This is a genomic window from Pseudomonas sp. D4-21, assembly GCF_051132125.1.
In the GTDB taxonomy this organism is placed as follows: Bacteria; Pseudomonadota; Gammaproteobacteria; order Pseudomonadales; family Pseudomonadaceae; genus Aquipseudomonas.
Window position 1 is genome coordinate 4,807,224 of the sequence record NZ_CP071664.1, and the last position, 23,965, is coordinate 4,831,188.

Genomic DNA, 23,965 nt, shown 5'->3' on the forward strand with positions numbered 1-23,965 from the left:
CCGTCAGTGAGTCGTCAAACCCGCGGCGTTCATGAACATCCGCATCAAGCTGGCTACGATGAACAATGCCAGCACGCTACCGGCCCAAATCGCCGCCAGCCAACCGATCCGCTGCCATAGCGGCTTTTTTTCCGCGGCCTCGATGTCTTTCAAGTCAGGCTTGGCCATCTTCGGCACCTCGCAGGTCGGTCAATGGTAGCCATCGTCATGGGTCACCTTGCCGCGGAACACGTAGTAGCTCCAGAAGGTGTACACCAGGATCAACGGAATGATGAACAACGTGCCGACCAGCATGAAGCCCTGGCTCTGTGGCGGCGACGCGGCGTCCCAGATCGAAATGGACGGCGGCACGATGTTCGGCCACAGGCTGATGCCAAGGCCGCTGTAACCCAGGAAAATCAGCACCAGCGTCAGGATGAAAGGCGTGTAGTTGGCGTTGCGGGCCACGGCGCGGAACAACCCGTACATGGTCACCAACACCAGGATCGGCACCGGCAGGAACCAGAACAGGTTCGGCAAGGTGAACCAGCGCGCGGCGATATCGGCATGGGCCAGTGGGGTCCAGATGCTGACGATGCCGATCACCGCCAGCACCACGAAGGCCAACGGCCTGGCCAGGTCATGCATCTGTTCTTGCAGCTTGCCTTCGGTCTTCATGATCAGCCAGGTACAGCCGAGCAAGGCATAGGCGGCGATCAGCGCCAGGCCGCAAAACATGGTGAACGGCGTGAGCCAGTCCAGGGAACCGCCGGCGAACTGGCGATTGACCACTTCGAAGCCGTCGATGAACGCCCCCAGGGCGACCCCCTGGAAGAACGTCGCCGTCAGCGAGCCACCGATAAATGCCTTGTCCCAAAGATGCCGCTTCTCGGCCTTGGCCTTGAAGCGGAACTCGAACGCCACGCCCCGGAAGATGAGCCCGATGAGCATCAGGATCAGCGGCAGGTACAACGCCGAGAGCACCACCGAATAGGCCAGCGGGAAGGCCCCGAACAGCCCTGCCCCGCCCAGCACCAGCCAGGTCTCGTTACCGTCCCAGACCGGCGCGACGGTGTTCATCATCACGTCGCGGTCGCGCTCGCCCTTGACGAAGGGGAAGAGAATGCCGATGCCCAGGTCGAAGCCGTCCATGATCACGTACATCATGATGCCGAAGATGATGACCACGGCCCAGATCAGCGGAAGATCAATACCCATGACTCAATTCCCCTTGTTCGAGCTGTCGTTGTGGTCCACTTCGTCGTCGCCTTCGTTGGCGGCCGACAATGGACGGGCCGGGGTGCGTTTCTGACCGGGGCCACCGTCGGTCGGCTCGGCTTCCTGGGCCACCGGGCCCTTGCGCACCAGACGCATCATGTAGCTCAACCCCGCGCCGAACAGCGCGAAATACACCACCACGAACATGACCAGGGTGAAGCTCATCTGCGCAAAGCTGTGGCCGGACGACGCATCCGCCGTGCGCATCAAGCCGTAGACTACCCACGGCTGGCGACCGATTTCCGTGGTGAACCAGCCGGCCAGGATCGCGATCAGCCCGGAAGGCCCCATCCACAGCACCAGATGCAGGAACGGGCGGGATTGGTAAAGCCGGTTGCCGCGGCGTAGCCAGAGGCTGCACAGCCCAGTGAATATCATCAGCAACCCCAGGCCCACCATGACCCGGAACGACCAGAACACGATGGTCGAATTCGGTCGATCCTCAGGCGGGAAATCCTTCAGCGCCGGCACCTGATCGGTCAGCGAGTGGGTCAGGATCAAGCTGCCCAGGTACGGGATTTCCACAGCGAACTTGGTTTGCTCGGCCTTCATGTCCGGCCAGCCGAACAGAATCAGCGGCGTGGGTTCGTCGCCGACGTTTTCCCAGTGCCCTTCGATGGCGGCAATTTTTGCCGGCTGGTGCTTCAGCGTATTGAGACCGTGGAAGTCACCGATTACCGCCTGTACAGGCGCGACCAGCAGGGCCATCCACATCGCCATCGACAACATGCGGCGAATGGCCGGGTTATCGCGACCGCGCAGCAGGTGCCAGGCCGCCGACGAGCCGACGAAAAACGCGGTGGCGACAAAGGCCGCGACCGACATGTGCATCAGCCGGAACGGAAACGAGGGGTTGAACACCACGGCCAGCCAGTCCACCGGAATGACCCGGCCATCGATGATTTCGTAGCCTTGCGGGGTTTGCATCCAACTGTTGGACGACAGGATCCAGAAGGTCGAGATCAGCGTACCGATCGCCACCATGACCGTGGAAAAGAAGTGCAAGCCACGCCCCACGCGATTCCAGCCGAACAGCATTACGCCGAGGAAGCCCGCTTCGAGGAAGAATGCCGTGAGCACTTCATAAGTCAGGAGCGGCCCGGTTACAGCGCCAGCGAAATCCGAAAAACGGCTCCAGTTGGTGCCGAACTGATAAGCCATCACCAGCCCGGAGACCACCCCCATGCCGAAGTTCACGGCGAAAATCTTCGACCAGAAGTGATACAGGTCGCGGTAGGTATCGTCGTGTGTCTTCAGCCACAGGCCTTCGAGTACCGCCAGGTAACTCGCCAGGCCAATGGTGATGGCCGGGAACAGGATGTGGAACGAGATGGTGAACGCGAACTGGATTCGGGCGAGATCGAGCGCCTCCAAACCGAACATAAGTCTTCCTCTGTCAGGTAAAACCGGCTGCGGGCGGGGCTTGCATCACAGCCCCCAGGGATATGGAGTGCGATGCTTTTAAAATCGTTCTTTTTAAACCGTCACAACGCAGGACTTTGGCCCAATGGCCGCCAGCACAACGCCCCAAGGGGATTGACCTGGGTCAAGCAATGTTCAAAGAGTAGTCGCTATATGGCCGATGGACGGCGTGGTTTTTTGTCGCGTGACAGGTTGTCCCAGGTGCTCAGGACATAAGTAAAAACTCTTGTGGCGAGGGGATTCATCCCCGCTCGATTGCACAGCACTCGCAAAAGCTTGGGGCCGCTTAGCGCCCCAGCGGGGCGGTGCGACGTTTCGCTAAATCCCCTCGCCACAAATGTTCCCTCAAGCCAATATCGATGTTTGGCTAACTATTTTTCCAACCACCGCAACTTCCTGTTACAGCTCAGTGATAATCTCGACCTTCCCATCACCGGACCCCGTCACAGATGCCCAGCCAAGCGCCCCTTCTGCTCCGTCACCATCGTCCCTTCATTGCTTTCTGGCTGGCTCGGATATTCACCGCCAGCGGTTTCCAGATGCTGACGGTGGCCATCGGCTGGAACCTCTATCAACTGACCGGCAATGTCCTGGACCTGGGGCTCGTCGGCCTCGTGGAGTTCGCCCCACGGGTGCTGTTCATGCTGCACACCGGGCACGTGGCGGATCGATACGATCGACGTAAAGTCGCGGCCATCTGCCAATCGTTGCAAGCCATGATCGCCCTCACCCTGGCGATTGGCAGCGCCAGCGACAACGTTACGCGAGAGATGATCTTCATTCTCGCGTTCCTGCTCGGCGCGGCCCGCTCCTTCGAAATGCCGACCACCCAGGCGCTGTTGCCGAGCATTGTCCCTGCCGCGTTGTTTCCCCGGGCAGTGGCCGCCGCGCAATCAGCACAACAATCGGCCACCATCGTCGCCCCGGCCCTGGGCGGTTTGCTGTACGCCTTTGGCAGCGTCTGGGTCTATGGGCCAACCGTGTTGCTCTATGTCATCGCCTGCTGCCTGATGCTCAACCTGCCCGCCCGGCAGACACCGCTGAATAAAGGCAAGGCGACCCTCGACTCGCTGTTGGCCGGTATTCGCTTCATTCGCAGCCGCCCGGACATCCTAGGGGCGATCTCTCTGGACTTGTTTGCGGTGCTGTTGGGCGGCGCCACCGCGCTGTTGCCGGTATTCGCCAAGGACATCCTGCTCACCGGCCCCTGGGGCCTGGGCCTGTTGCGTTCGGCGCCGGCGGTCGGGGCCTTGCTGATGTCGCTGTGGCTGGCGCGGTTTGCCGTGGAGCGCAAGGTCGGCCGGGTGATGTTTACCGCCGTGGGCGTGTTCGGCGTCGCCACCATTGCGTTCGGCCTTTCCACGTCGTTCTGGTTCTCCCTGGCGGTATTGGTGGTGCTGGGCGCGGCGGACATGATCAGCATGGTCATCCGCGCCTCCTTCGTGCAGTTGGAAACGCCCGACGAGATGCGCGGTCGGGTGAGCGCTGTGAATGGGTTGTTTATCGGCGCCTCGAACCAGTTGGGCGAATTCGAGTCCGGGCTCACCGCCCACTGGTTCGGCACGGTGCCGGCGGTGGTCATGGGCGGCGTCGGCACGCTGCTGGTGACCGGGGCCTGGATCAAACTGTTCCCGACCCTGGCCAACCGTGACCGGATGCACGAACCGGTGGACGAGGCGAAAGCCTAGAGCAACTTATCCAGGGTGATGGGGAAATCCCGCACCCGTTTGCCCGTGGCATGGTAGATCGCATTCGCCACCGCCGCGGCCACGCCGACAATGCCGATTTCGCCGACGCCCTTGGACCCGAGGGCGTTGACGATCTCGTCATGTTCTTCGACAAATATCACGTCTATCTCGCCAATGTCGGCATTCACCGGCACATGGTACTCGGCCAGATTGTGGTTCATGTGGCGGCCAAGGGCATGGTCGGTCAAGGTTTCTTCGTGCAGTGCCATGCCAACGCCCCAGACCACCCCACCGAGGATCTGGCTGCGGGCAGTCTTCGGATTGACTACCCGGCCCGCCGCGATGGCGCTGACCACTCGGTTGACCTTCACCGTGCCAAGGTCTTCATCCACCAACACCTCAACAAAAACCGCCGAATGCGTGGCGGTCGCATAGGCCTGGCGTTTTTCATCCGGTCCGGTGGCGACCTCCGCGTGCAACGGCATTTCGCCGCTTTTTTGCGCCAGCTCCGCCAGGGCGACACGGGCCTCGCCCATGCGCAGTTCACCGTCGATGAAGGTTACCTGCTCAAGGGTCGCGCCGCTGAAGGCAGGACAGGACTGACGGGCCACGGCGAGCAGCTTTTCCCTGAGCGCTTCGCAAGCTTTCTGCACCGCCGTGCCCACCGACGAGACGGTAAACGAACCACCCTGCAATGGTGCCGTTGGCAGCGACGAGTCGCCCAGGACAAAGGTGACGTCCTCAAGGGAAACGCCTGACGCCTCGGCGGCAATTTGAGTCATGACGGTATAGGTGCCGGTGCCGATGTCCGTCGTTGCGCTGCTGACGGTCAACTTGCCGTTGGCGTCCAGCGAGGCGCGGGCACTGGCTTTTTGCTGCATGGCTTCCCACACGCCGCCCGCCATGCCCCAGCCCACCAGTTGTCGGCCGCTGCGCATGCTGCGCGGTTCGGGGTTGCGCTTGCTCCAACCGAAACGGTCGGCGCCCTGGGCGTAACAGGCCCGCAGCTCCTTGCTGGAATAGGGCTTGCCTTCGTTTTCGTTGCGTTCGGCATAGTTGATCAGACGCAACTGCAGCGGGTCGATCGCCAGGGCGCAGGCCAGCTCGTCCATGGCACACTCCAGCCCGATCAACCCGAGGGCCGCGCCCGGGGCGCGCATGTCCAGCGGTGTGTACACGTCCAACGGCGCCAGTTTGTACGTCAGTGTCACGTTATCGCAGTGATAGAGCATGCCGCTCCACTCCACCACGTGCTCGGTAAAATCTTCGAAACGCGAGGTCTGGCCAATGGCGGTATGCGCTACCGCGAGCAATCTTCCGTTGGCCGCAGCACCCAATTGCAAGCGCTGGAATGTCCGAGGCCGATAGCCAAACGTAAACATCTGCTGGCGCGTCAGGCTGACCCGTACGGAGCGCTTGAGATGCAGCGCGGCCATCACCGCGAGCGCCAATTGGTATTGCGGACGCAGGCCGGAACCAAACGCGCCGCCCACGTAGGCGGCAAATACCCGCACTTGCTCCTTTTCCAGCCCGAATACTTTTTGCACGTACGCCTGGCAGTTCTGCGCGCCTTGGGTCTTGTCGTGGATATGCAGGCTTGCGTCGGGTTGGTACAACACGGTGGAGGCATGGGGCTCCATCGGGTTGTGGTGTTCTATCGGCGTGCTGTAGGACACGTCCACACTCAGGGCTGCGCTCGCGTACTCGCCCTGAAAATTCCCACGGGGCTTGGGCAGTTCTGCAGGTGCTGGATGGGCTTCGTTTTGCAGGATTGTCAGATCGGTCTGATGCCCCTCAGCCTCGTATTCAATCTCCACCAGCGAGCCGGCATAACGGGCCAGCTCCAGGTTTTCGGCGACCACCAGGGCCAGCGGCTGGCCGCTATAGAGGATCTGGTCGTTGAACAGTGGCCGGAACGGCGAGCCCTCCGCCGCGTCGGCATCCTGATAGGGTTCGTCGTAGCTGGCGATTTTAGGCCGATTGGTATGATCGATCACAGCAACGACACCCGGCAGCGCCAGGGCGCGGGAAGCATCGATACCCACCACCCGCCCCCGGGCGATGGCACTGGATACGACACTGCCGTGCAACAAGCCGTCTTCCGGATATTCCCCGGCGTAACGGGCCCGACCGGTCACCTTGAGGAGGCCATCAACCCGGTCCAGCGGTTGGCCTATGGTTTTGCTCGGTGCATTCATCGGGCGGTTCCTCCCACCAGTGCGGCATCGCTCAAAGCGCGGACAATCGCCCGGCGCGCCAACTTGACCTTGAAACCGTTGTGCTCTAGCGGCTCGGCGTCTTGCAGCAGCGCATCCGCGGCGGCCGTGAACGTCTCGCGGCTGACCGGCTGCCCCACCAACCAACTCTCCACGGATCGATCACGCCAAGGCTTGTGGGCCACGCCACCCAGGGCCAGGCGAGCCTGGCGAATCACCGGCCCGTCCAGCTCCAGCGCGGCGGCGACCGAGACCAGAGCGAAGGCATAGGACGCGCGGTCACGGATCTTCAAGTACTGGCTGTGTTCGGCGAAGCCTGTGGGCGGCAGCTCGATATAGGTGATCAGTTCATCATCGGCCAATTGGTTGTCCCGGTCCGGAGCGTCGCCGGGCAGGCGATGGAAGTCGGCGAATTCGATGGTCCGTGGTCCACCCCGGCCCAGCACATGGACCACCGCGTCAAGCGCGGCCAGTGCCACACACATGTCGGAGGGATGAGTCGCGACGCATTGATCGCTCGCCCCAAGAATCGCGTGAATACGGTTCAAACCGCTTCGAGCCGGGCAGCCACTGCCGGGCCGACGTTTGTTGCACGGCACACCGGCGTCATAAAAATAGTAACAACGGGTACGCTGCAACAGGTTGCCACCCGTGCTGGCCATGTTGCGCAGCTGTGGCGAAGCACCGGCAAGAATGGCCTGGGAGAGCAATGGATAACGGCGCTCGATCCAGGGGTGCCAGGCCAAATCGGCGTTACTCACCAACGCGCCAATCATCACCCCGCCCGATGGCGTTTCGCTGAGGTCGGCCAAGGGCAGCCCGGTGATATCGATCAGGTGCTGGGGGCGGGTGAGGTTTTCCTTCATCAGGTCGAGCAGGTTGGTGCCGCCAGCGATGAAACGCGAATCGGCACTCGACAGCTCGACGGCGGCCTGCAGCGTGTCGGGCTTGCTGTAGCGAAAGGGATTCACGACTCACCTCCGGTCTGCTGGCAGAGCGGCAGGGCTTCTTCGATGGCATCGCGAATGTTGTTGTAGGCACCGCATCGGCAGAGGTTGCCGCTCATCAGCTCGCTGATTTCGGCGCCAGTGCTCGCCCGCCCCTCGTGGGCCAGCGCCACTGCCGAACAGATCTGCCCGGGAGTGCAATAGCCGCACTGGAACGCGTCATGCTTGATGAATGCCCGTTGCATCGGATGCAACTCGTCGCCATTGGCCAGGCCCTCGACGGTGGTCAACTCGGCACCGTCGCACATCACCGCGAGGGTCAGGCAGGCGTTGATCCGCTTGCCGTCGCGCAGCACCGTGCAGGCGCCGCATTGGCCGTGGTCACAGCCCTTTTTGCTGCCCACCAGGTCCAATTGTTCGCGCAGCAAATCGAGCAACGTAGTCCAGGGCAGCACCTGCAACTCGCGCACCGCGCCATTGAGTGTCAGACGTATGGGATGACGGACGAAGGACGCCTGCGTCGCTTCGGACAAGGTCGCGCTCATGGAACACCTCACGGTTGGTCGTACACGCGGCGTTTTGGAAAACCGCCGTCATAAGGGGTACGACTTCGGGGTGGGATGAGCGTTCCAAGACAATTGCCCGCCCCCAATGCACGAGTCCAGCGCGCCTGTGCGGTACATATGTATCGCACAGACTGTAATGTATCGCCTTACACTCTATTCCATGATGAAATCCTTCCAGCACAAAGGCCTCAGGGTCTTTTATGAAACGGGTTCGACGCGGGAATTCGGCAGACCACGGGAAGCGGCTGGCTCGCATGCTTCAGTTCATGGACAGGGCATGCATGCCAAGCGACCTGGACATACCCGGGTGGCGATTGCATTCGCTCAAGGGTGATCTGGTCGATTATTGGTCGCTGAGCGTTTCGGGGAACTGGCGAATTGTCTTCCGCTTCATCGAGTCCGACATCGAACTGGTCGATTACCTCGACTATCACTGACAGGAGGCTGGAACATGCCCATGCACAATCCGCCACATCCTGGCGAAACATTGCTGGTGGACGTATTGCCCGAGCTGGGCATCACGGTGACCGAACTGGCGAGACACCTCGGTTTCGCTCGACCGCACCTTTCTCGGGTACTGCACGGCCATGCACCGGTCAGCCCAGACCTGGCAGTACGCCTGGAACGCGCAGGCATTGGCAAGGCAGGCGTCTGGCTGGGCGTCCAGACCGACTATGACCTATGGCAAGCCGAGCGGCGCGAACAACCAATGATCGAACCCCTTGCCCATCACATTTGACGCTGTCACGCCAACAACTCCGCCGCCACCACGCTTCTCACCCCTTTACCGGCTAATGCTTCCACCAGCGCAAGGGCAAACACCAAGGCGGCGGCGGAACCCTGGGCGGTGATGCAATTGCCGTCCACCACCACCGGCTGGTCGACGAAGCTGCACCCGGACAGTTGCTGGCTCACGGCGGGCAGGCAGGTCATCCGGCGCTGGCGCAGCACGCCGAACGCCTGGAGCACCAACGCCGGGGCTTCGGCGATGGCGGCGAAGATGCGCCCGGCGGCCGCCTGGTCCTTGATCAACTGTTGCAAAGGCGGGTGGGCCGCCAGGTGTTGCACGCCGATGATGCCGCCCGGCAAGACGATCAAATCGAAATCCTGCACCAGCACGTCCACCAGCATGCCGTCGGCGGTCAGGCGCGTTCCGCGTGCGCAGGTGAGCATGCGACGGCCTTCGATACTCGCCACGACGACTTCAAGCTGCGCCCGGCGCAACACGTCGATCAGCGTCACCACCTGCAAATCATCAACGCCTTCAGCCACGGCGATCAGGACTCGGGGGATCTTGGTTCCAGGCATCATGGGCACTCTCCGCTGGGTGATCCTTCAAGACTAGTCAGCTTTGCCGGGCCCTGTCAGCCGAAGGTCGTCCACGGCATGTCATTTGATGTACAACTGGGTCGACATTCGGTTGCCCGGTGCGTTGATCGACACGTTGCTGAAGCTGAAGGTGCCTTCCTGCTTGCCCTTCAGATCGAAGATATACAAGTAGCCGACCGTTCGCCGGGCTCCGGTCGAACAATCATTGAGATTGCCATTGTCGTATGCACACACCGGTGAACGGGTGCCGTCGACCTCGAAGCCGTCCAGCGTGACATTTGGCTGGTGGCCTATGCCGAGCTCCAGCACGTAGACCTTGATATGCGGGCCACTGTGGTCGCAACGGGTTTGCGCCTGTCCTGCGGAAACGTCTTCGAAACCACAGGCCGGCGACTCGACCTTGAGCACCTTGACCTCGCTCAGCGGTGGTGCCGACGCGGCGTGCGCGACCGGCACGGCCAGCCCCAGGCCGAACACCCAGGCCCATGCAATGTTTTTCATGCGATACATCCCGACCGTCCGAAATCGGGCGCAGTATGGCCCAACTTTTGCCTGCGCACACTTATGCGACGCACACCGAGGATCGCAGCCACATCGCCGCGCTGCTATGATGCGCGGCTTTTTCCGACCCGCAGAAAATCCCGGCGCCCCTGGCGACCTGTGCTTTGCTGTTGAGGTCGATACATTCACGGCGCCGCGCGCGCCACGGGGAGCAGACATGCTGGAAAGGCTGTTTCAACTCAAGGCACACAATACCAACGTGCGGACTGAGATCCTGGCGGGCGTCACGACGTTCCTGGCCATGGCCTACATTCTGTTCGTCAACCCGAGCATCCTCGGCGAAACCGGCATGGACAAGGGCGCGGTATTCGTCGCCACCTGTCTGGCGGCGGCCATTGGTTCCACAGTCATGGGCCTGATCGCCAACTACCCGATCGCCCTCGCGCCGGGCATGGGCCTGAACGCCTTCTTCACCTACACCGTGGTCCTGCACATGGGCCATACCTGGCAAGTGGCGCTGGGGGCGGTGTTCGTCTCCGCCGTGCTGTTCTTTCTGCTATCGATCTTCCGCATCCGGGAATGGATCATCAACAGCATCCCGCTGCCGCTGCGCTCGGCCATCGCCGCCGGTATCGGCCTGTTCCTGGCGTTGATCGCCCTGAACAACGCCGGCATCGTGGTGAAAAACCCAGCGACCATGGTCGGCCTCGGCGACCTGAAGCAACCGGCGCCGATCCTGGCAACCCTGGGCTTTGTACTGATTGTCGCTCTGGAGGCGCTTAAAGTGCGCGGCGCGGTACTGATCGGCATCCTGGCGGTCACCATCGTCTCGATCCTGATGGGCTTCACGCCCTTTGGCGGCATCATTTCCGCGCCGCCATCCCTGGCCCCGACCTTCCTGCAGCTGGACATCAAGGGCGCCCTGGACATCGGCCTGGTGAGCGTGATCTTCGCGTTCCTGTTCGTGGATCTGTTCGATAACTCCGGCACCCTGATCGGCGTCGCCAAGCGCGCCGGGCTGATGGGCAAGGACGGCCACATGCCGAAAATGGGCCGTGCGCTGATTGCCGACAGCACCGCCGCCATGGCCGGTTCGCTGCTAGGCACTTCGACGACCACCAGCTACATCGAATCGGCGGCGGGCGTCAGCGCCGGCGGCCGCACCGGCCTTACGGCGATCGTGGTCGCGATCCTGTTCCTGCTGGCGCTGTTCTTCTCACCGTTGGCCGCCAGCGTCCCGGCCTTCGCCACCGCGCCGGCCTTGCTGTTCGTCGCGGTATTGATGACCTCCGGCCTGGCGGAAATTGACTGGGACGACGTTACCGTTGCCGCTCCGGTGGTGATCACTGCCCTGGCGATGCCGTTCACCTATTCCATCGCCAACGGCATCGCCTTCGGCTTCATCGCCTGGACCGCCATCAAACTGGTGTCCGGCCGCGGCCGTGAGCTGAACCCGGCGCTGGTCATCCTTTCGATCCTGTTCGTTATCAAGTTGGGTTGGTTCAACGCATGACTTTTGATTCCCAGGCCTACGCCACCCAGCTGCAAGACAAGGTCGTGCGCCTGCGCGACCTGCTGGCTCCGTTCGATGCCCCCGAGCCCGAGGTGTTCGACTCTCCGCTACAGAACTTCCGCCTGCGAGCCGAATTCCGCCTGTGGCGCGAGGCCGGCGAACGCCATTACGCGATGTTTTCCCAGGAAGACAAGCGCACGCCGATCCTCATCGAAGCGTTCCCCATCGCCAGCCTGCGCATCAACCAATTGATGCCGCAGCTCAAGGCCGCCTGGCAAGCCAGCGCGCCGTTGAGCCACAAGCTGTTCCAGGTGGAGTTCCTGACCACCCTGGCCGGCGACGCGATGATCACCCTGTGTTACCACCGTCCGCTGGATGAACACTGGCACGCCGCAGCTTCGAAACTGGCGGCCGAGCTTGGCGTAAGCATCATCGGCCGCTCCAAGGGCAAACGCGAAGTGATCGGCCACGACTACGTGGTGGAGAAACTCCACGTGGGCGGCCGCACCTTCAGCTACCGCCAACCCGAAGGCGCCTTCACCCAGCCCAACGGCACGGTGAACCAGAAGATGCTCAACTGGGCTTATGAAGCCCTGGGCGATCGCAATGACGACCTGCTGGAGTTGTACTGCGGCAACGGCAACTTCACTTTGCCGCTGGCAACCCGTGTGCGCAAAGTGCTCGCCACTGAGATCAGCAAGACTTCGGTCAACGCCGCACTGAGCAACCTCAGCGAGAATGCGGTAGACAATGTCACGCTGGTGCGCCTGTCCGCTGAAGAGCTGACCGAAGCCCTGAACGAAGTTCGGCCGTTCCGGCGCCTGCAGGGCATCGACCTGAAAAGCTACGAATTCGGCAGCGTCTTCGTCGACCCGCCTCGCGCCGGCATGGACCCGGACACCTGCGAGCTGACCCGGCGCTTCGACAACATCCTCTACATCTCTTGCAACCCCGAAACCCTCGCCGCGAACATCGCGCAACTGAACGATACCCACCGCATCACGTGCTGCGCGTTGTTCGATCAATTCCCTTGGACCCACCACATGGAATCCGGGGTGTTGTTGACGCGGCGCTGAGTCCTCCCTTTCGGGGTGAAGGATTACCCTGTGGCGAGGGGATTTATCCCCGCTGGGCTGCGAAGCGGCCCTCTGCTCTGTCTTGTCTGGCCTCTTGCGAGTGCTGCGCACTCGAGCGGGGATAAATCCCCTCGCCACAATTGCTCTCCCTCACCTTTCGGCCGGCAATGTTCGATCATCGAACACTTATTGCCCGACAACCGCTGCTTTATTTGACCAAATTAACCATCTAGTACAATTTATCTCCACCGGCTGAAACCCGCCGAGACCAACAATAAAAATGTGGAGATTGTGCGATGCCTCCGATCGTTCTGGTGCTCAACGGCCCGAACCTGAACCTGCTCGGCACCCGCGAGCCGGCGACCTATGGCCACGAAACCCTGGCCGATATTTCCGCGCTGTGCGGCCGCGCCGCCGAGGAGTTCGGCCTGACCGTGGAATTTCGCCAGACCAACCAGGAGGGTGAATTGATCGACTGGATTCACGACGCCCGAGGCCGGTGCGGCGGTATCGTCATCAACCCGGCGGCCTGGACCCACACCTCCGTGGCGATCCGCGATGCCCTGGTGGCGAGCGAAGTGCCGGTCATCGAAGTCCATCTTTCCAACGTCCACGCCCGCGAGACGTTTCGCCACCACTCCTTCGTCTCATCCGTCGCCATCGGCGTGATGTGCGGGTTTGGCAGCCATGGTTATCGCCTGGCCCTCGAACATTTCAGTCATCGGTTGAAGGGTTGAGCGCATGCCGAACGTCACTGTACTGGCCGGCCTGATCGGCGCGGGTATCCAGGCGTCTCGCACGCCAGCGCTGCACGAGCGCGAAGGCGATGCCCAAGGCATGCGTTACCTGTATCGACTGATCGATCTCGACGCGCTGAAACTCGACAGCAGCGCCCTGCCCGACTTGCTGATGGCCGCCGAACGCATGGATTTCACCGGCCTGAACATCACCTTTCCTTGCAAGCAGGCGGTCATCCCTCTGTTGGATGACCTTTCGGCGGAAGCGCGGGGAATCGGCGCGGTGAACACCGTGGTGCTCAAGGACGGCAAGCGCATCGGCCATAACACCGACTGCCTGGGTTTCGCCGAAGGTTTTCGTCGAGGCCTGGGCGATGTCGCGCGCAACCGCGTGGTCCAGATGGGCGCTGGCGGCGCTGGCGCAGCGGTGGCCCACGCCTTATTGGTGGAGGGCGTGGAGACGCTGAGCATTTTTGATGTCGAGGTCAGCCGTGCCGAGGCATTGGCCAACAACCTGAACCAACACTTCGGCGCCGGTCGCGCCCGTGCCGGGCATGACCTTCCCGCTGCCATGGCCGAAGCCGACGGCTTGGTGAACACCACGCCCATGGGCATGGCAAAACTGCCGGGCATGCCGGTGCCGGTCGAGTTGTTGCGGGGCGACCTGTGGGTGGCGGAGATTGTGTATTTCCCGCTGGAAACCGAACTGCTGCGCAACGCCCGCGCGCTCGGCTGCCGCACACTGGACGGCGGCACCATGGCGGTGTTCCAGGCGGTGAAGGCGTTCGAACTGTTCAGCGGCGTGGCGCCGGATGCGGGGCGGATGCTGGCGCATTTTCAGAGCATGAATCCCTGAAGCCAAGCCAAAATCCCTGTGGGAGCGAGCCTGCTCGCGAAAGCGGTGTGTCAGTAAGCGAATTCGTGACTGACACACCGCCTTCGCGAGCAGGCTCGCTCCCACAAGGTATGCGTTAGGTTCACGGTCAGGCTTGCAGATATCTCAGCACCGACTCACACACCATCTGTCGGTGTCGCTGCTTGACCGCTTCGTCCGACAAGTCGATCTGAAAGATCTCACCAAACGTCTGGCGGTTCGACACCCGGTAGAAGCAGAACGAACTGATCAGCAAATGTACATCCAGCGGTTCCAGGCCGGCGCGGAACACCCCTTCTTCGGCGCCGCGACGCAGGATCACGCCCAGGGAGTCGAGGATGGTATTGGTCATCGCCTTGATTGCACCAGACTGTTTCACGTACTCGGCGTTGTGGATGTTTTCAATGCAGACGATACGCACGAAATCCACGTTGCGGTCGTGGTGATCGAAGGTGAATTCCACCAGGCGCCGGATCGCCTCGACTGGCGCCAGCTCTGCCAGATGCAGGCGGCTTTCGGTGGTGCGGATATCGCCATAGAGTTTCTCCAGCACCTCCACGTACAGCTGTTCCTTGCTGCCGAAGTAGTAATAGATCATGCGCTTGGAGGTGTGGATGCGCTCGGCGATAGCGTCGACCCGAGCGCCCGCCAGGCCTTGCTGGACAAACTCGACGATGGCTTCCTGGAGAATGTTCTCCCGGGTTTTCTCCGGGTTGTTCTTGCGACTCTTGCGCGGCGCGGCGACAGGTTCGTCGAGGGCTGCGGAAAGCTCTGGATTCATAGTCATTGCGGGCTCACGGCCGTCACTGCACAGGTTGGCGATTATGGGCCGCACCGGGCAGTGAAGGAAGCCAAGGCACTGCCCTTTACCGCCCTCGTTACGATTTCCCTACAACTTGGCGTGCCGCACGCCGCCACTGCGGGACTTGGCCATGGCCGCCAGGCGCACCGCGACGTTGGCGGCGCCGTACCCCGCGTAACCGTTCTTGCGCTGGATGATTTCGAAGAAGAAACGCCCTTCGAACGGCTCGGTATAGACATGAAACAGCTCGCCACCCTGGGCATCCCGGTCGTACAGCACGTTGAAGTATGCCAGCTCGCTGAGGAACTCATCGTCGAAATCGAAACGCGCCGCCAGGTCGTCGTAGTAATTGAGGGGGATGTCCAGCAACGGCACCCCGGCCTCCTTGGCACAACTGACCTGGGCAAAGATGTCATCGCAATCGAAGGCGATGTGATGCACGCCGGAACCGCGATAACTCGACAGCGCATGTGAGATTGCGGTGTTGCGGTTCTCGGAAATGTTCAACGGCAAGCGAATCGAGCTGCAGCGGCTGCGCAGCGCACGGCTTTTCACCAGGCCATACGGGTCCGGCAGTACCACTTCGTCGTCGGCCTCGAAGTCCAGCAGGCTCTTGTAGAACAGCACCCAGCTGTCGAGGCTGTCGGCCGGCAGCGCCATCGCCATGTGGTCGATGCGCTTGAGCCCGGCGCCGATGGCGGCAGCGGGCTGCAGATTGAAGTCGGTGCCGTAGACGTCGGCGTCCTGATCCACCAGGTAGATCAGGCTGCTGTCCGGCGCGCGTACCGCCGCCAGCTCCAGTTCATTGGGCCCGACGAGCCCGCGATACGGCTGGCCCTTGTAGGCCACGGCCCGTTTCAGGGCGCTGGTGCTGTCCTTGACGCGTACCGCCATGGCGCACAGCGAAGGGCCGTGGGCCTCGAAAAAACTATGGGCGAAGGAATACGGCTCGCAATTGAGGATCAGGTTGATATCGCCCTGGCGCAACAGGCTGACGTTCTTGGAGCGATGCTGGCCGGCCTTGACGAAGCCCAGGCGCTCCAGCCAATGGGCGAGCTTGGCGCCGAGATTGTCGTCCACGGCAAATTCAAGGAACTCGATGCCGTTGTATTCGCTGGCCGCAGGGGTCTCGAACAGAATTTCAGGCGTCTGCGCGGGCGCTTCCTCGGCCAGGCGCTGGCGCGTCTTCTCTTCCAGGTACAGCAGTGAACGCAACCCATCGGCTGCATTGGCCCTGGGCGGCGCGGCGCGAAAGCCGTCGTTGAAGATTTCCAGCGACAGCGGCCCGGTATAGCCGCTCTTGATGATCGGCGCGAGGAATCCCGGCAAATCGAATTCGCCCTGACCCGGGAAACAACGGAAGTGCCGGCTCCATTCCAGGACGTCCATCGCCAGGATCGGCGCATCGGCCATTTGCACGAAGAAGATTTTCTCGCCTGGAATCTCGGCGATGGCGCTGGGGTCGCCCTTGAGCGACAAGGTATGGAAACTGTCGAGCAGCACGCCCAGGTTCGGGTGATCGGCTTGGCGGACGATGTCCCAGACCTGTTGATAGGTATTGACGTGCCGGCCCCAGGCCAACGCTTCATAACCGATGCGCAAGCCTCGGGCGCCGGCCCGCTCGGCCAGCAGCCGCAGGTCATCGATCAGTATCCGTTCGTCGCCGACGCTGTCGGCCGAAGCATTGCTGCACACCAGCACCAGGTCGGTGCCCAACTCCTGCATCAAGTCGAACTTACGCTCGGCTCGCTCCAGGTTGCGCGCCAGGCGATCCCGGCGGCACCCTTCAAAATCTCGAAAGGGTTGGAACAGCGTGATGGCAATGCCCAGGTCGGCGCACATCTGCCTGATTTCCCGAGGGCTGCCGTCGTAGTAAAGGAGATCGTTCTCGAAAATCTCCACACCGTCAAAACCGGCGGCGGCAATGGCTTCGAGTTTTTCCGGCAGGGTACCGCTCAAGGAAACAGTGGCAATGGAACGCTGCATGACTTCGGCTCCCGGGACTGGCGTCGGCTACAAAAAATGCGCCGCTTTTTAAAAGAGTCGGGGGATTATTGAGCTGCCGGTTTCTTTGGGCAATTTAATATGTACCATCCGGTTAGTTTTTTGGGCGATTATCGAACACTATGCCCGATCAGCGAATTGACGATTTTTTGTCCACTGCCCACCATCGACATCACATTGTTGCCAAGCCTCAATGCAGACCCAGACCACACCATAAGAATTTCAAGAACGGGTGACCCTATGATTCCTTCCCAAAGTTCCCGCCTGGCCCACGGCCCGGTTGTCGCCAGCGGTGGCATCGGCGACAAGATCCGTGGCGCGATGGCCGTGGGCAAGACCCGTTGGGGCATGCTCGCCCTGGTATTTTTCGCCACGACCCTGAACTACATCGACCGCGCCGCCCTCGGAGTCATGCAGCCGATCCTGGCGAAGGAGATGAGCTGGACGGCGATGGACTACGCCAATATCAATTTCTGGTTCCAGGTCGGTTACGCGGTCGGTTTCGTGCTGCAAGGGCGGTTGATCGACAAAATCGGCGTCAAGCGCGTGTTCTTCTGCGCCGTGCTGCTCTGGAGCCTGGCGACCGGCGCCCACGGCTTGGCTACCTCGGCGGTGGGCTTCATGGTCTGCCGCTTCATCCTTGGCCTGACCGAAGCCGCCAACTACCCGGCCTGCGTGAAAACCACGCGGTTGTGGTTCCCGGCGGGCGAACGCGCCGTGGCCACCGGCATCTTCAATGCCGGGACCAACGTCGGCGCGATGTTCACCCCAATGCTCCTGCCGCTGATCCTGCACGTCTGGGGCTGGCAGGCCGCGTTCCTGTGCATGGCGGCCCTGGGCGGTATCTGGCTGGTGTTCTGGGGCCTGAAATACTTCAACCCCGAAGACCACCCGAGCGTGAAGCAGTCGGAACTGGACTACATCCAGGCCCAGGAAGAACCGGACCCGGTAAGTGTTCCGTTCTCCCGCATCCTGCGCATGCGCGGCACCTGGGCATTCGCCCTGGCCTACTCGATCACCGCGCCGGTGTTCTGGTTCTACCTTTACTGGCTGCCGCCGTTCCTGAACCAGCAATACAACCTGGGCATCAACGTGACCCAGATGGGCATCCCATTGATCATCATTTACCTGACCGCCGATTTTGGCAGTGTCGGCGGGGGGATCCTGTCGTCATTCCTGATCGGCCGCGGGGTCAATCCGATCAAGGCGCGACTGATGTCCATGCTGCTGTTCGCTTGCTGCATTGTCGGGGTGATCATGGCGGCCGGCTCCAGCAGTTTGTGGGTGGCGGTACTTGCGATTTCCCTGGCCATCGGCGCGCACCAGGCCTGGACCGCGAACATCTGGAGCCTGGTCATGGACTACACGCCCAAGCACATGATGAGCACGGTGTTCGGCTTCGGCGGCATGTGCGCGGCCATCGGCGGGATGTTCATGACTCAGTTGGTGGGGCACATCCTCACCATCACTAACAACAACTACACCGTGCTGTTCACCCTGATCCCGGCGATGTACTTCATCGCGCTGGCCTGGATGTACTTCATGGCGCCGCGCAAGGTGCCTACCCTGGAAAATTGATGGGGCTATAACGCCCCGTGGCGAGGGAGCTTGCTCCCGCTCGATTGCGCAGCGATCGCAAAAAAGCGAGGGCCGCTTCGCAGCCCAGCGGCAGCAAGCTCCCTCGCCACAAACGTCAGCGCCAACCCTCAGGGGTGTGTGCAGCCCGTTATCTGCGCCGCTGTTGCCACGCCGCCGCCAACCCGCTCAAGCAGATCAGCGTAATACCCACCACCGTCGTCAGCGTCGGCGTATGGCTGAAAAACAACCAGCCCAGCAGCCCGGCAAAGATGATCTGGCAATACCCGAACGGCGCAAGCAGCGCCGGGGCGGCGAAGCGGAAAGCCTGGGTCAGCATCAAATGCGCGGTCATCCCGCACGCCCCCAGCGCCAACATCATCAAGCCGTGGGTCACGCTCGGCACCTGCCAGAAGAACGGCACCAAGGCGCTCATCACTAGCGTATTGCACAGTCCGGCGAAAAAATTGCTGGTGGTGGGGCTGTCTATCTCGGCGAGTTTGCGCGTGAGCAGTTGATAGAAGCAGAAGAACAGCGCCGAACAGAACGGCAACAACACCGCCGGCGTGAACAAATCGCCACCGGGGTGAACAATGATCAACACCCCGATGAAACCGAAGATCACCGCGATCCACTGACCACGTGTCACATGCTCGCCCAGCAGCGGTACCGACAATGCCGTGACCAGCACGGGGGCGAGGAAGTTGACCGCCGTCGCCTCCGCCAATGGGATGAACATCAGCGAGGTGGTAAAAAACAAACTGGTGCCTAACAGGCATAAAGCCCGGGCAACCTGCCACAACGGGCGCTTGGTACGCAGCACCCGCAACCCCGAACGTGGCAGGAAAATACCCGCCATCAACAAGGTGTGCACCACGTAACGGGCCCATACCACCATGATGATGGGATAGAAACCCGAGAGATATTTGGACAACGCATCGTGACTGGAGAACAAAAACGTTGCGACCAGAATAAGCACGATGCCCTTGAAAGCCTGATTGACGCCGGAGAGCGGAGTGCTGATGGTCATGAAGGAAACCTGCATTGCTTGATATTGAGGCCGGACGCACAGTGCAGTTATTGGGCCAGCGAGGGTTCCGATAAGTTCTGGATCCCAAGTGTAATGAAAAATCCACAGCCGGACAGGATCGGCTCGCCGATGAACCAAAATCCCCGGCGGTTGCCTGACTGCTCAAGCGCGACGCGCGCCTTGAACGCCTGAAGGCTAGACTCATCGCCACGGCAGTCATTTCTTCGCAGGGCCATTCAGAGGATTTCCCACATGTTATGGAAAAAAGGTCGCCGCAGTGACAACGTGGTGGATGCCCGGGGTGACGGTGGGGGCGGCGGCGGGATGCGTTTCGGCGGTGGCAAGGGGCTGAGCCTGACGGCCATCATCCTCATCGTCGGCATCGGCTGGATCACCGGCCAGGACCCGATGCAGATTCTCGGACAACTCACCGGGCAGATGGAACAAGGTTCCGCGCCCACCTCTTCGCGATCCCGCCAGGCGCCACCGGCCAACGATGAGCAGGCGGAATTCGTGCGCTCGATTTTGGGTGATACCGAGGACACATGGGGCCAGGTCTTCCAGCAGGCCGGGCGCCAGTACCAGCAACCGAAGCTGGTGTTGTTCAGCGGTCGGGTCAATTCTGCATGCGGCCTGGCATCCTCGGCCACCGGACCATTCTATTGCCCGGCAGACCGACAGGTCTACCTGGATATGAGTTTCTTCCATGAAATGTCCCAGCGTTTCTCCGCCGCCGGGGACTTCGCCCAAGCCTACGTCATCGCCCACGAGGTCGGCCACCACGTGCAGACCCTGCTCGGCGTGTCGGCGAAAATCCAGGAGGCGCGCCAGCAAGGCCGGCAAATGGAAGGCGACGGCGGTTTGCTGGTGCGCCAGGAATTGCAGGCCGATTGCCTGGCCGGCGTCTGGGCCAATCACGCGCAGAAACGCCTCAACTGGCTTGAGCCAGGGGACATCGAGGAAGCCTTGACCGCCGCCAATGCCATCGGCGACGACCGCCTCCAGCAGCAAGGCCAGGGCCGCGTTGTGCCGGACTCCTTCACCCACGGCACTTCGGCCCAGCGGGTGCGCTGGTTCAAGACCGGTTTCGCCCAGGGCCAGGTCAGCCAGTGCGACACCTTCGCAGCGAAAAACCTGTAGATGAAGTGGGCGGCGTTGATCGGGCTGGTGCTCTGTTGCGCCGTTGCCCAGGCCGAGGAACACGGCGTCCAGGCGGTCGCCCAGGGGCGCCTGCTGCTCAAGGGCGGGATCATGGCCGTTGCCGTGAGCCCGCCGCCGGCTTCGATCGAGCGGGTGTTGATCATCCTTCACGGTCGGCTGCGCAATGCCGACACCTACCTTCACAGCGGTGAAAAGGCCGCCGCGCAGGCCGGTCAATCGACCACGACGTTGATCATCGCCCCGCAGTTTCTCAACGAACTGGATGCGGCACGTCATCAGTTGCCCGCCGACCTTCTGCGCTGGCAAGGCAACGACTGGATGGCGGGCGGCTTGTCCATCGGACCGAATCCGGTCAGTTCATTTCAAGTGCTGGACGACATCGTGGCGCGGGTCAGCGACCGACAGCAGTTTCCAGAAGTGAAGGAAATCGTCATCGCCGGCCATTCCGGTGGCGCCCAGGTGGTGCAGCGCTACGCCCTGCTCGCCCACGGCACGTATCGCATCGCGCCTCGGTTCGTCATCGCCAATCCATCGTCGTATGCCTATCTTGACGCGCAACGGCCCATGGCGTTCGACCCGGCCAGTTGCCCGGCTTTCAATCGCTGGAAATATGGCTTGGAGTACCTGCCCGCCTATGCGTCCGGACAAACCGCCACGCAGCTCGAAGATCACTACATCAAGCGCGACATCACTTATTTGCTGGGACAACAGGACATCGACCCGGAGCATCCGGCGCTGGACAAAGGCTGCGAGGCTCAGACCCAAGGGGCGTATCGCTTACTGCGCGGGCATTTCTTTTTCGACTACCTGACGCGGCGCCATCCGCAAGGATTCAATCAGCGGCTGATCGAAGTGCCAGGGGTTGGGCATGATGGGGATGGGATGTTCAACTCGCCGGAGGGGCTACAAGTATTGTTTGGGCAGTAAGTCTTGTGGCGGCGTATCGGGCCTCATCGCGAGCAAGCTCGCTCCCACAGTGGGCCTGGTGCAGACACAAATCTTGCGCTCGACGGAAATCTCCTTGTGGGAGCGAGCTTGCTCGCGATGACGATCAATCAGCCAACCGACCTCTCAAGCCGACAACATCCGCCGCAACTCCTCGCAATCCCGCGCATGCCAGTCCGTCAATTCAGGCCAGGGATTGTCCGGCAGGTTCACCAACACCGTCCGCGCCCCCGCTGCCCGGCCGCAGTCCAGGTCAAAGCGGTAATCCCCCACCATCACCATCGAGCCGGGCGCCACTTCCCACGCCTCGGCCAGTTTCAACAGGCCACCGGGGTGCGGTTTGGGCGGTGCCTCGTCGCGGCCCAGCACGTCTTGCACCGCAAAACAGTCAGCCAGGCCGATGGCTTCGAGGGTGATATGGGCCAGCTCGCGGGCATTGCGGGTCAGGATGCCCAGGCGGTACCCACGCCCGGCCAGCTCACGCACCAATTCGACCGCCCCCGGCGCGGGCTTGGAGCCCAGCGCCAGGTCCCGCTCGTGCTCCAGCAACCAGGCGTGCTTGGCGGCGGCTTCTTCCGCGGGCAATGCCGCCAGGTGCGTAAGGATGTCGTCTTCGGCCGGAATCGCCAGGGCGACGCGGATCGCGGCGAAATCATGCACGGCAATGGTCAGCGTGCCATCCATGTCGAACACCCAATGGCGCACATCGGACAGCCTCATGCCCAGTCCTTGCGATGGCGGATCAGGCCTTCCTGGGTCACCGATGCCACCAACTGCCCGGCGCGGTTGAACACGCTGCCTCGGGAGAATCCACGGGAATTTCCGGCCCACGGGCTGTCCATGGCATAGAGCAACCAGTCATCGGCGCGCAGGTCGGCATGGAACCACAACGCGTGGTCAAGACTGGCGACCTGCATATCCTTGTGCCACACCGACTTGCCGTGGGGCAGCAGCGAGGTGGTCAACAGGCCGAAATCCGACGCGTAGGCCAGCAGGTATTTGTGCAGGGCCGGGATGTCCGCCAAGGCGCCATCGGCACGGAACCACACGTATTTGACCGGATCGGCCGGTTGCGGGTTGTAAGGGTCTTTTTCGGTGACCGGACGCACCTCGATCGGCTTGGGGCAAAGCAGTTTTTCGCGCATGTGCTCGGGCAGCAGATGGGCGCGCTGCTGGGTCAGCTCCAGCTCGGACGGCAGGTTCTCCGGCCCGACGACTTGCGGCATGGTGCTCTGGTGCTCGAAACCCTGCTCGTCATATTGGAACGATGCGCTGCAGGTGAAGATCGGATTGCCCTTTTGAATCGCCGTGACCCGCCGGGTACTGAAACTGCCGCCGTCCCGTACGCGGTCTACCTGATAGACCACCGGCAGGGCCGCATCGCCCGGACGCAGAAAATAACCATGCATCGAATGCACGTGGCGCGCCTCTTCCACGGTCTGGCTGGCCGCCGACAACGACTGGCCCAATACCTGGCCGCCGAACAACTGGCGAAACCCCAGGTCCTGGCTACGACCGCGAAACAGGTTCTCTTCGATCGGTTCCAGGGTCAGCAGGTCGACCAGATCTTCCAACACGTGGCTCATTCAGACTTTCCTCACACAGCGCAAAAACCGCGCAGTCTACGCTGCGGCGGCGGATCGATAGTGGCCCGGGCCATTTTGGTGGGCATTGTAACGTCCGTGTCGGCTAACCGTGCAGAGTCTGCAACCACTGCTCTCGGTCAATGCGATAGAGCACATGGTGACGCAATGGATGACCGACCGCGAGCTTTGGATGTTCGAAGTCATCGGCCGGGTCGTGGTGCATGCCGATGGCCTGCATGACCTTCTGCGACGGCAGGTTGTCGGTGGCGGTAAACGCCACCACCTCGTCCAGCCCCAGGCGGTCGAAGGCGCAACGCAACGCCGTCCACGCCGCTTCGCTGGCATAGCCGAACCCCCAATGCTCGCGGGCCAGGCGCCAGCCGATTTCCACCGCCGGGGTAAAATGCGCGTCGAATCCGACCACGCCCAGCCCGGTGAAGCCAATGAAAGCGCCAGTATCCTTGCGCTCCAACGCCCACAAACCAAAACCATGCTCTGCAAAATGCCCGCGCACTCGGCCGATCAACGCAGCGCTTTCCAGGCGACTCAAGGGTGCCGGAAAATAACGCATCACTTGCGCATCGGCAGACATGGCCGCGAACGTGGGCAAATCATCGTCGCGCCATTGCCGCAGTATCAACCGTGCGCTTTCCAGTTCCAGTATCGGCTCCATCTTCACTCCCTTTCCATGCCCCAGAGTCTACATCGCTGGTAGGATCCGTGGCTCAACCACCAC

General features: G+C 61.8%; 23 protein-coding genes and 1 pseudogene. 10 read left to right on the top strand and 14 right to left on the bottom strand.

Annotated elements, in window-relative coordinates:
- Positions 1-3 precede the first annotated feature (3 nt).
- From J3Q04_RS21650 to J3Q04_RS21660, 3 genes are read right to left on the bottom strand one after another with little or no spacing between them, the layout of a single operon-like run.
- Positions 4-168, bottom strand: a complete 165-nt coding sequence (locus tag J3Q04_RS21650) for a DUF2474 domain-containing protein (RefSeq protein ID WP_434609469.1) — start codon at positions 166-168, stop codon at positions 4-6.
- A gap of 21 nt (positions 169-189) precedes the next feature.
- On the bottom strand, positions 190-1,197 hold the full coding sequence (gene cydB, locus J3Q04_RS21655) for a cytochrome d ubiquinol oxidase subunit II (protein ID WP_434562210.1): 1,008 nt from the start codon (positions 1,195-1,197) through the stop codon (positions 190-192).
- Positions 1,198-1,200: 3 nt separating this feature from the next.
- The gene (locus J3Q04_RS21660; RefSeq protein WP_420767279.1) at positions 1,201-2,640 is read right to left on the bottom strand and encodes a cytochrome ubiquinol oxidase subunit I; all 1,440 of its coding nucleotides are present in this window, start codon (positions 2,638-2,640) and stop codon (positions 1,201-1,203) included.
- Between the two features lie 488 nt (positions 2,641-3,128).
- On the opposite strand from J3Q04_RS21660, the gene J3Q04_RS21665 reads away from it, so the two are divergent.
- Positions 3,129-4,367 (top strand): MFS transporter, encoded by a 1,239-nt coding sequence (locus tag J3Q04_RS21665; protein WP_434609466.1) that lies wholly within the window; start codon positions 3,129-3,131, stop codon positions 4,365-4,367.
- On the opposite strand, the gene J3Q04_RS21670 is transcribed toward J3Q04_RS21665, so the two are convergent.
- From J3Q04_RS21670 to J3Q04_RS21680, 3 genes are read right to left on the bottom strand one after another with little or no spacing between them, the layout of a single operon-like run.
- The gene (locus tag J3Q04_RS21670; RefSeq protein ID WP_434609464.1) at positions 4,364-6,565 is read right to left on the bottom strand and encodes a xanthine dehydrogenase family protein molybdopterin-binding subunit; all 2,202 of its coding nucleotides are present in this window, start codon (positions 6,563-6,565) and stop codon (positions 4,364-4,366) included. The two genes, J3Q04_RS21665 and J3Q04_RS21670, sit on opposite strands and share 4 nt — an antisense overlap.
- Positions 6,562-7,554: an FAD binding domain-containing protein gene (locus J3Q04_RS21675; protein WP_434609462.1), complete on the bottom strand. Its 993-nt coding sequence runs from the start codon at positions 7,552-7,554 to the stop codon at positions 6,562-6,564. Before J3Q04_RS21675 ends, J3Q04_RS21670 begins: the two co-directional genes overlap by 4 nt.
- Positions 7,551-8,075 (bottom strand): (2Fe-2S)-binding protein, encoded by a 525-nt coding sequence (locus tag J3Q04_RS21680; RefSeq protein ID WP_434562202.1) that lies wholly within the window; start codon positions 8,073-8,075, stop codon positions 7,551-7,553. Before J3Q04_RS21680 ends, J3Q04_RS21675 begins: the two co-directional genes overlap by 4 nt.
- A 181-nt stretch (positions 8,076-8,256) precedes the next feature.
- Here J3Q04_RS21680 and J3Q04_RS21685 point away from each other — a divergent pair.
- Positions 8,257-8,533 (top strand): annotated as a pseudogene (locus J3Q04_RS21685) (type II toxin-antitoxin system RelE/ParE family toxin).
- Between the two features lie 14 nt (positions 8,534-8,547).
- The gene (locus J3Q04_RS21690) at positions 8,548-8,835 is read left to right on the top strand and encodes a HigA family addiction module antitoxin (protein WP_434609459.1); all 288 of its coding nucleotides are present in this window, start codon (positions 8,548-8,550) and stop codon (positions 8,833-8,835) included.
- A 5-nt stretch (positions 8,836-8,840) separates the two neighbouring features.
- Here the strand turns inward: J3Q04_RS21690 and J3Q04_RS21695 are convergent, their stop codons facing one another.
- Together J3Q04_RS21695 and J3Q04_RS21700 are read right to left on the bottom strand one after the other, a co-directional pair.
- Positions 8,841-9,407 carry a DJ-1 family glyoxalase III gene (locus J3Q04_RS21695; protein ID WP_420767286.1) on the bottom strand — a complete coding sequence of 189 codons (567 nt, stop codon included), beginning with the start codon at positions 9,405-9,407 and terminating at the stop codon, positions 8,841-8,843.
- 78 nt (positions 9,408-9,485) lie between these two features.
- Entirely contained in the window at positions 9,486-9,926 is a 441-nt protein-coding gene (locus J3Q04_RS21700; RefSeq protein ID WP_420767287.1) for a DUF4879 domain-containing protein, read from the bottom strand.
- A 217-nt stretch (positions 9,927-10,143) separates the two neighbouring features.
- On the opposite strand from J3Q04_RS21700, the gene J3Q04_RS21705 reads away from it, so the two are divergent.
- The 4 genes from J3Q04_RS21705 to J3Q04_RS21720 all read left to right on the top strand — a co-directional run bounded on the left by J3Q04_RS21705 (position 10,144) and on the right by J3Q04_RS21720 (position 14,108).
- Positions 10,144-11,439, top strand: a complete 1,296-nt coding sequence (locus tag J3Q04_RS21705) for an NCS2 family permease (protein ID WP_420767288.1) — start codon at positions 10,144-10,146, stop codon at positions 11,437-11,439.
- A complete protein-coding gene (trmA, locus tag J3Q04_RS21710; protein WP_434609455.1) occupies positions 11,436-12,515 on the top strand; it encodes a tRNA (uridine(54)-C5)-methyltransferase TrmA in 1,080 nt (359 codons plus the stop codon). The genes J3Q04_RS21705 and trmA overlap by 4 nt, the downstream gene beginning before the upstream one ends.
- A 296-nt stretch (positions 12,516-12,811) precedes the next feature.
- Positions 12,812-13,252 (top strand): type II 3-dehydroquinate dehydratase, encoded by a 441-nt coding sequence (gene aroQ, locus J3Q04_RS21715; protein ID WP_434609453.1) that lies wholly within the window; start codon positions 12,812-12,814, stop codon positions 13,250-13,252.
- 4 nt (positions 13,253-13,256) lie between these two features.
- Complete coding sequence (locus J3Q04_RS21720; RefSeq protein ID WP_434609451.1) at positions 13,257-14,108, top strand: shikimate dehydrogenase; 852 nt, start codon at positions 13,257-13,259, stop codon at positions 14,106-14,108.
- A gap of 127 nt (positions 14,109-14,235) precedes the next feature.
- Here J3Q04_RS21720 and J3Q04_RS21725 read toward each other — a convergent pair whose 3' ends face one another.
- Both J3Q04_RS21725 and quiC read right to left on the bottom strand, forming a co-directional pair.
- Positions 14,236-14,913, bottom strand: coding sequence for a TetR/AcrR family transcriptional regulator (locus J3Q04_RS21725; protein WP_420767292.1), 678 nt, complete (start codon positions 14,911-14,913; stop codon positions 14,236-14,238).
- A 102-nt stretch (positions 14,914-15,015) separates the two neighbouring features.
- Positions 15,016-16,914: a 3-dehydroshikimate dehydratase QuiC gene (quiC, locus tag J3Q04_RS21730; RefSeq protein WP_434609449.1), complete on the bottom strand. Its 1,899-nt coding sequence runs from the start codon at positions 16,912-16,914 to the stop codon at positions 15,016-15,018.
- A gap of 258 nt (positions 16,915-17,172) precedes the next feature.
- Between quiC and J3Q04_RS21735 the strand changes: the two genes are divergently transcribed.
- A complete protein-coding gene (locus tag J3Q04_RS21735) occupies positions 17,173-18,510 on the top strand; it encodes an MFS transporter (RefSeq protein ID WP_434609446.1) in 1,338 nt (445 codons plus the stop codon).
- A 148-nt stretch (positions 18,511-18,658) separates the two neighbouring features.
- Here the strand turns inward: J3Q04_RS21735 and J3Q04_RS21740 are convergent, their stop codons facing one another.
- Positions 18,659-19,537, bottom strand: a complete 879-nt coding sequence (locus tag J3Q04_RS21740; RefSeq protein ID WP_249873253.1) for a DMT family transporter — start codon at positions 19,535-19,537, stop codon at positions 18,659-18,661.
- Between the two features lie 252 nt (positions 19,538-19,789).
- Between J3Q04_RS21740 and ypfJ the strand changes: the two genes are divergently transcribed.
- Both ypfJ and J3Q04_RS21750 read left to right on the top strand, forming a co-directional pair.
- Positions 19,790-20,677, top strand: a complete 888-nt coding sequence (gene ypfJ / locus J3Q04_RS21745; RefSeq protein ID WP_434609442.1) for a KPN_02809 family neutral zinc metallopeptidase — start codon at positions 19,790-19,792, stop codon at positions 20,675-20,677.
- Positions 20,678-21,625: an alpha/beta hydrolase gene (locus J3Q04_RS21750; RefSeq protein WP_434609441.1), complete on the top strand. Its 948-nt coding sequence runs from the start codon at positions 20,678-20,680 to the stop codon at positions 21,623-21,625.
- Between the two features lie 144 nt (positions 21,626-21,769).
- Here the strand turns inward: J3Q04_RS21750 and J3Q04_RS21755 are convergent, their stop codons facing one another.
- From J3Q04_RS21755 to J3Q04_RS21765, 3 genes are all read right to left on the bottom strand, one after another.
- The gene (locus J3Q04_RS21755; protein ID WP_434609439.1) at positions 21,770-22,363 is read right to left on the bottom strand and encodes an HAD family hydrolase; all 594 of its coding nucleotides are present in this window, start codon (positions 22,361-22,363) and stop codon (positions 21,770-21,772) included.
- Positions 22,360-23,229 carry an acyl-CoA thioesterase II gene (tesB, locus tag J3Q04_RS21760; protein WP_181289449.1) on the bottom strand — a complete coding sequence of 290 codons (870 nt, stop codon included), beginning with the start codon at positions 23,227-23,229 and terminating at the stop codon, positions 22,360-22,362. The genes J3Q04_RS21755 and tesB overlap by 4 nt, the downstream gene beginning before the upstream one ends.
- Positions 23,230-23,332: 103 nt before the next feature.
- The gene (locus J3Q04_RS21765; RefSeq protein WP_434609436.1) at positions 23,333-23,902 is read right to left on the bottom strand and encodes a GNAT family N-acetyltransferase; all 570 of its coding nucleotides are present in this window, start codon (positions 23,900-23,902) and stop codon (positions 23,333-23,335) included.
- Positions 23,903-23,965 lie beyond the last annotated feature (63 nt).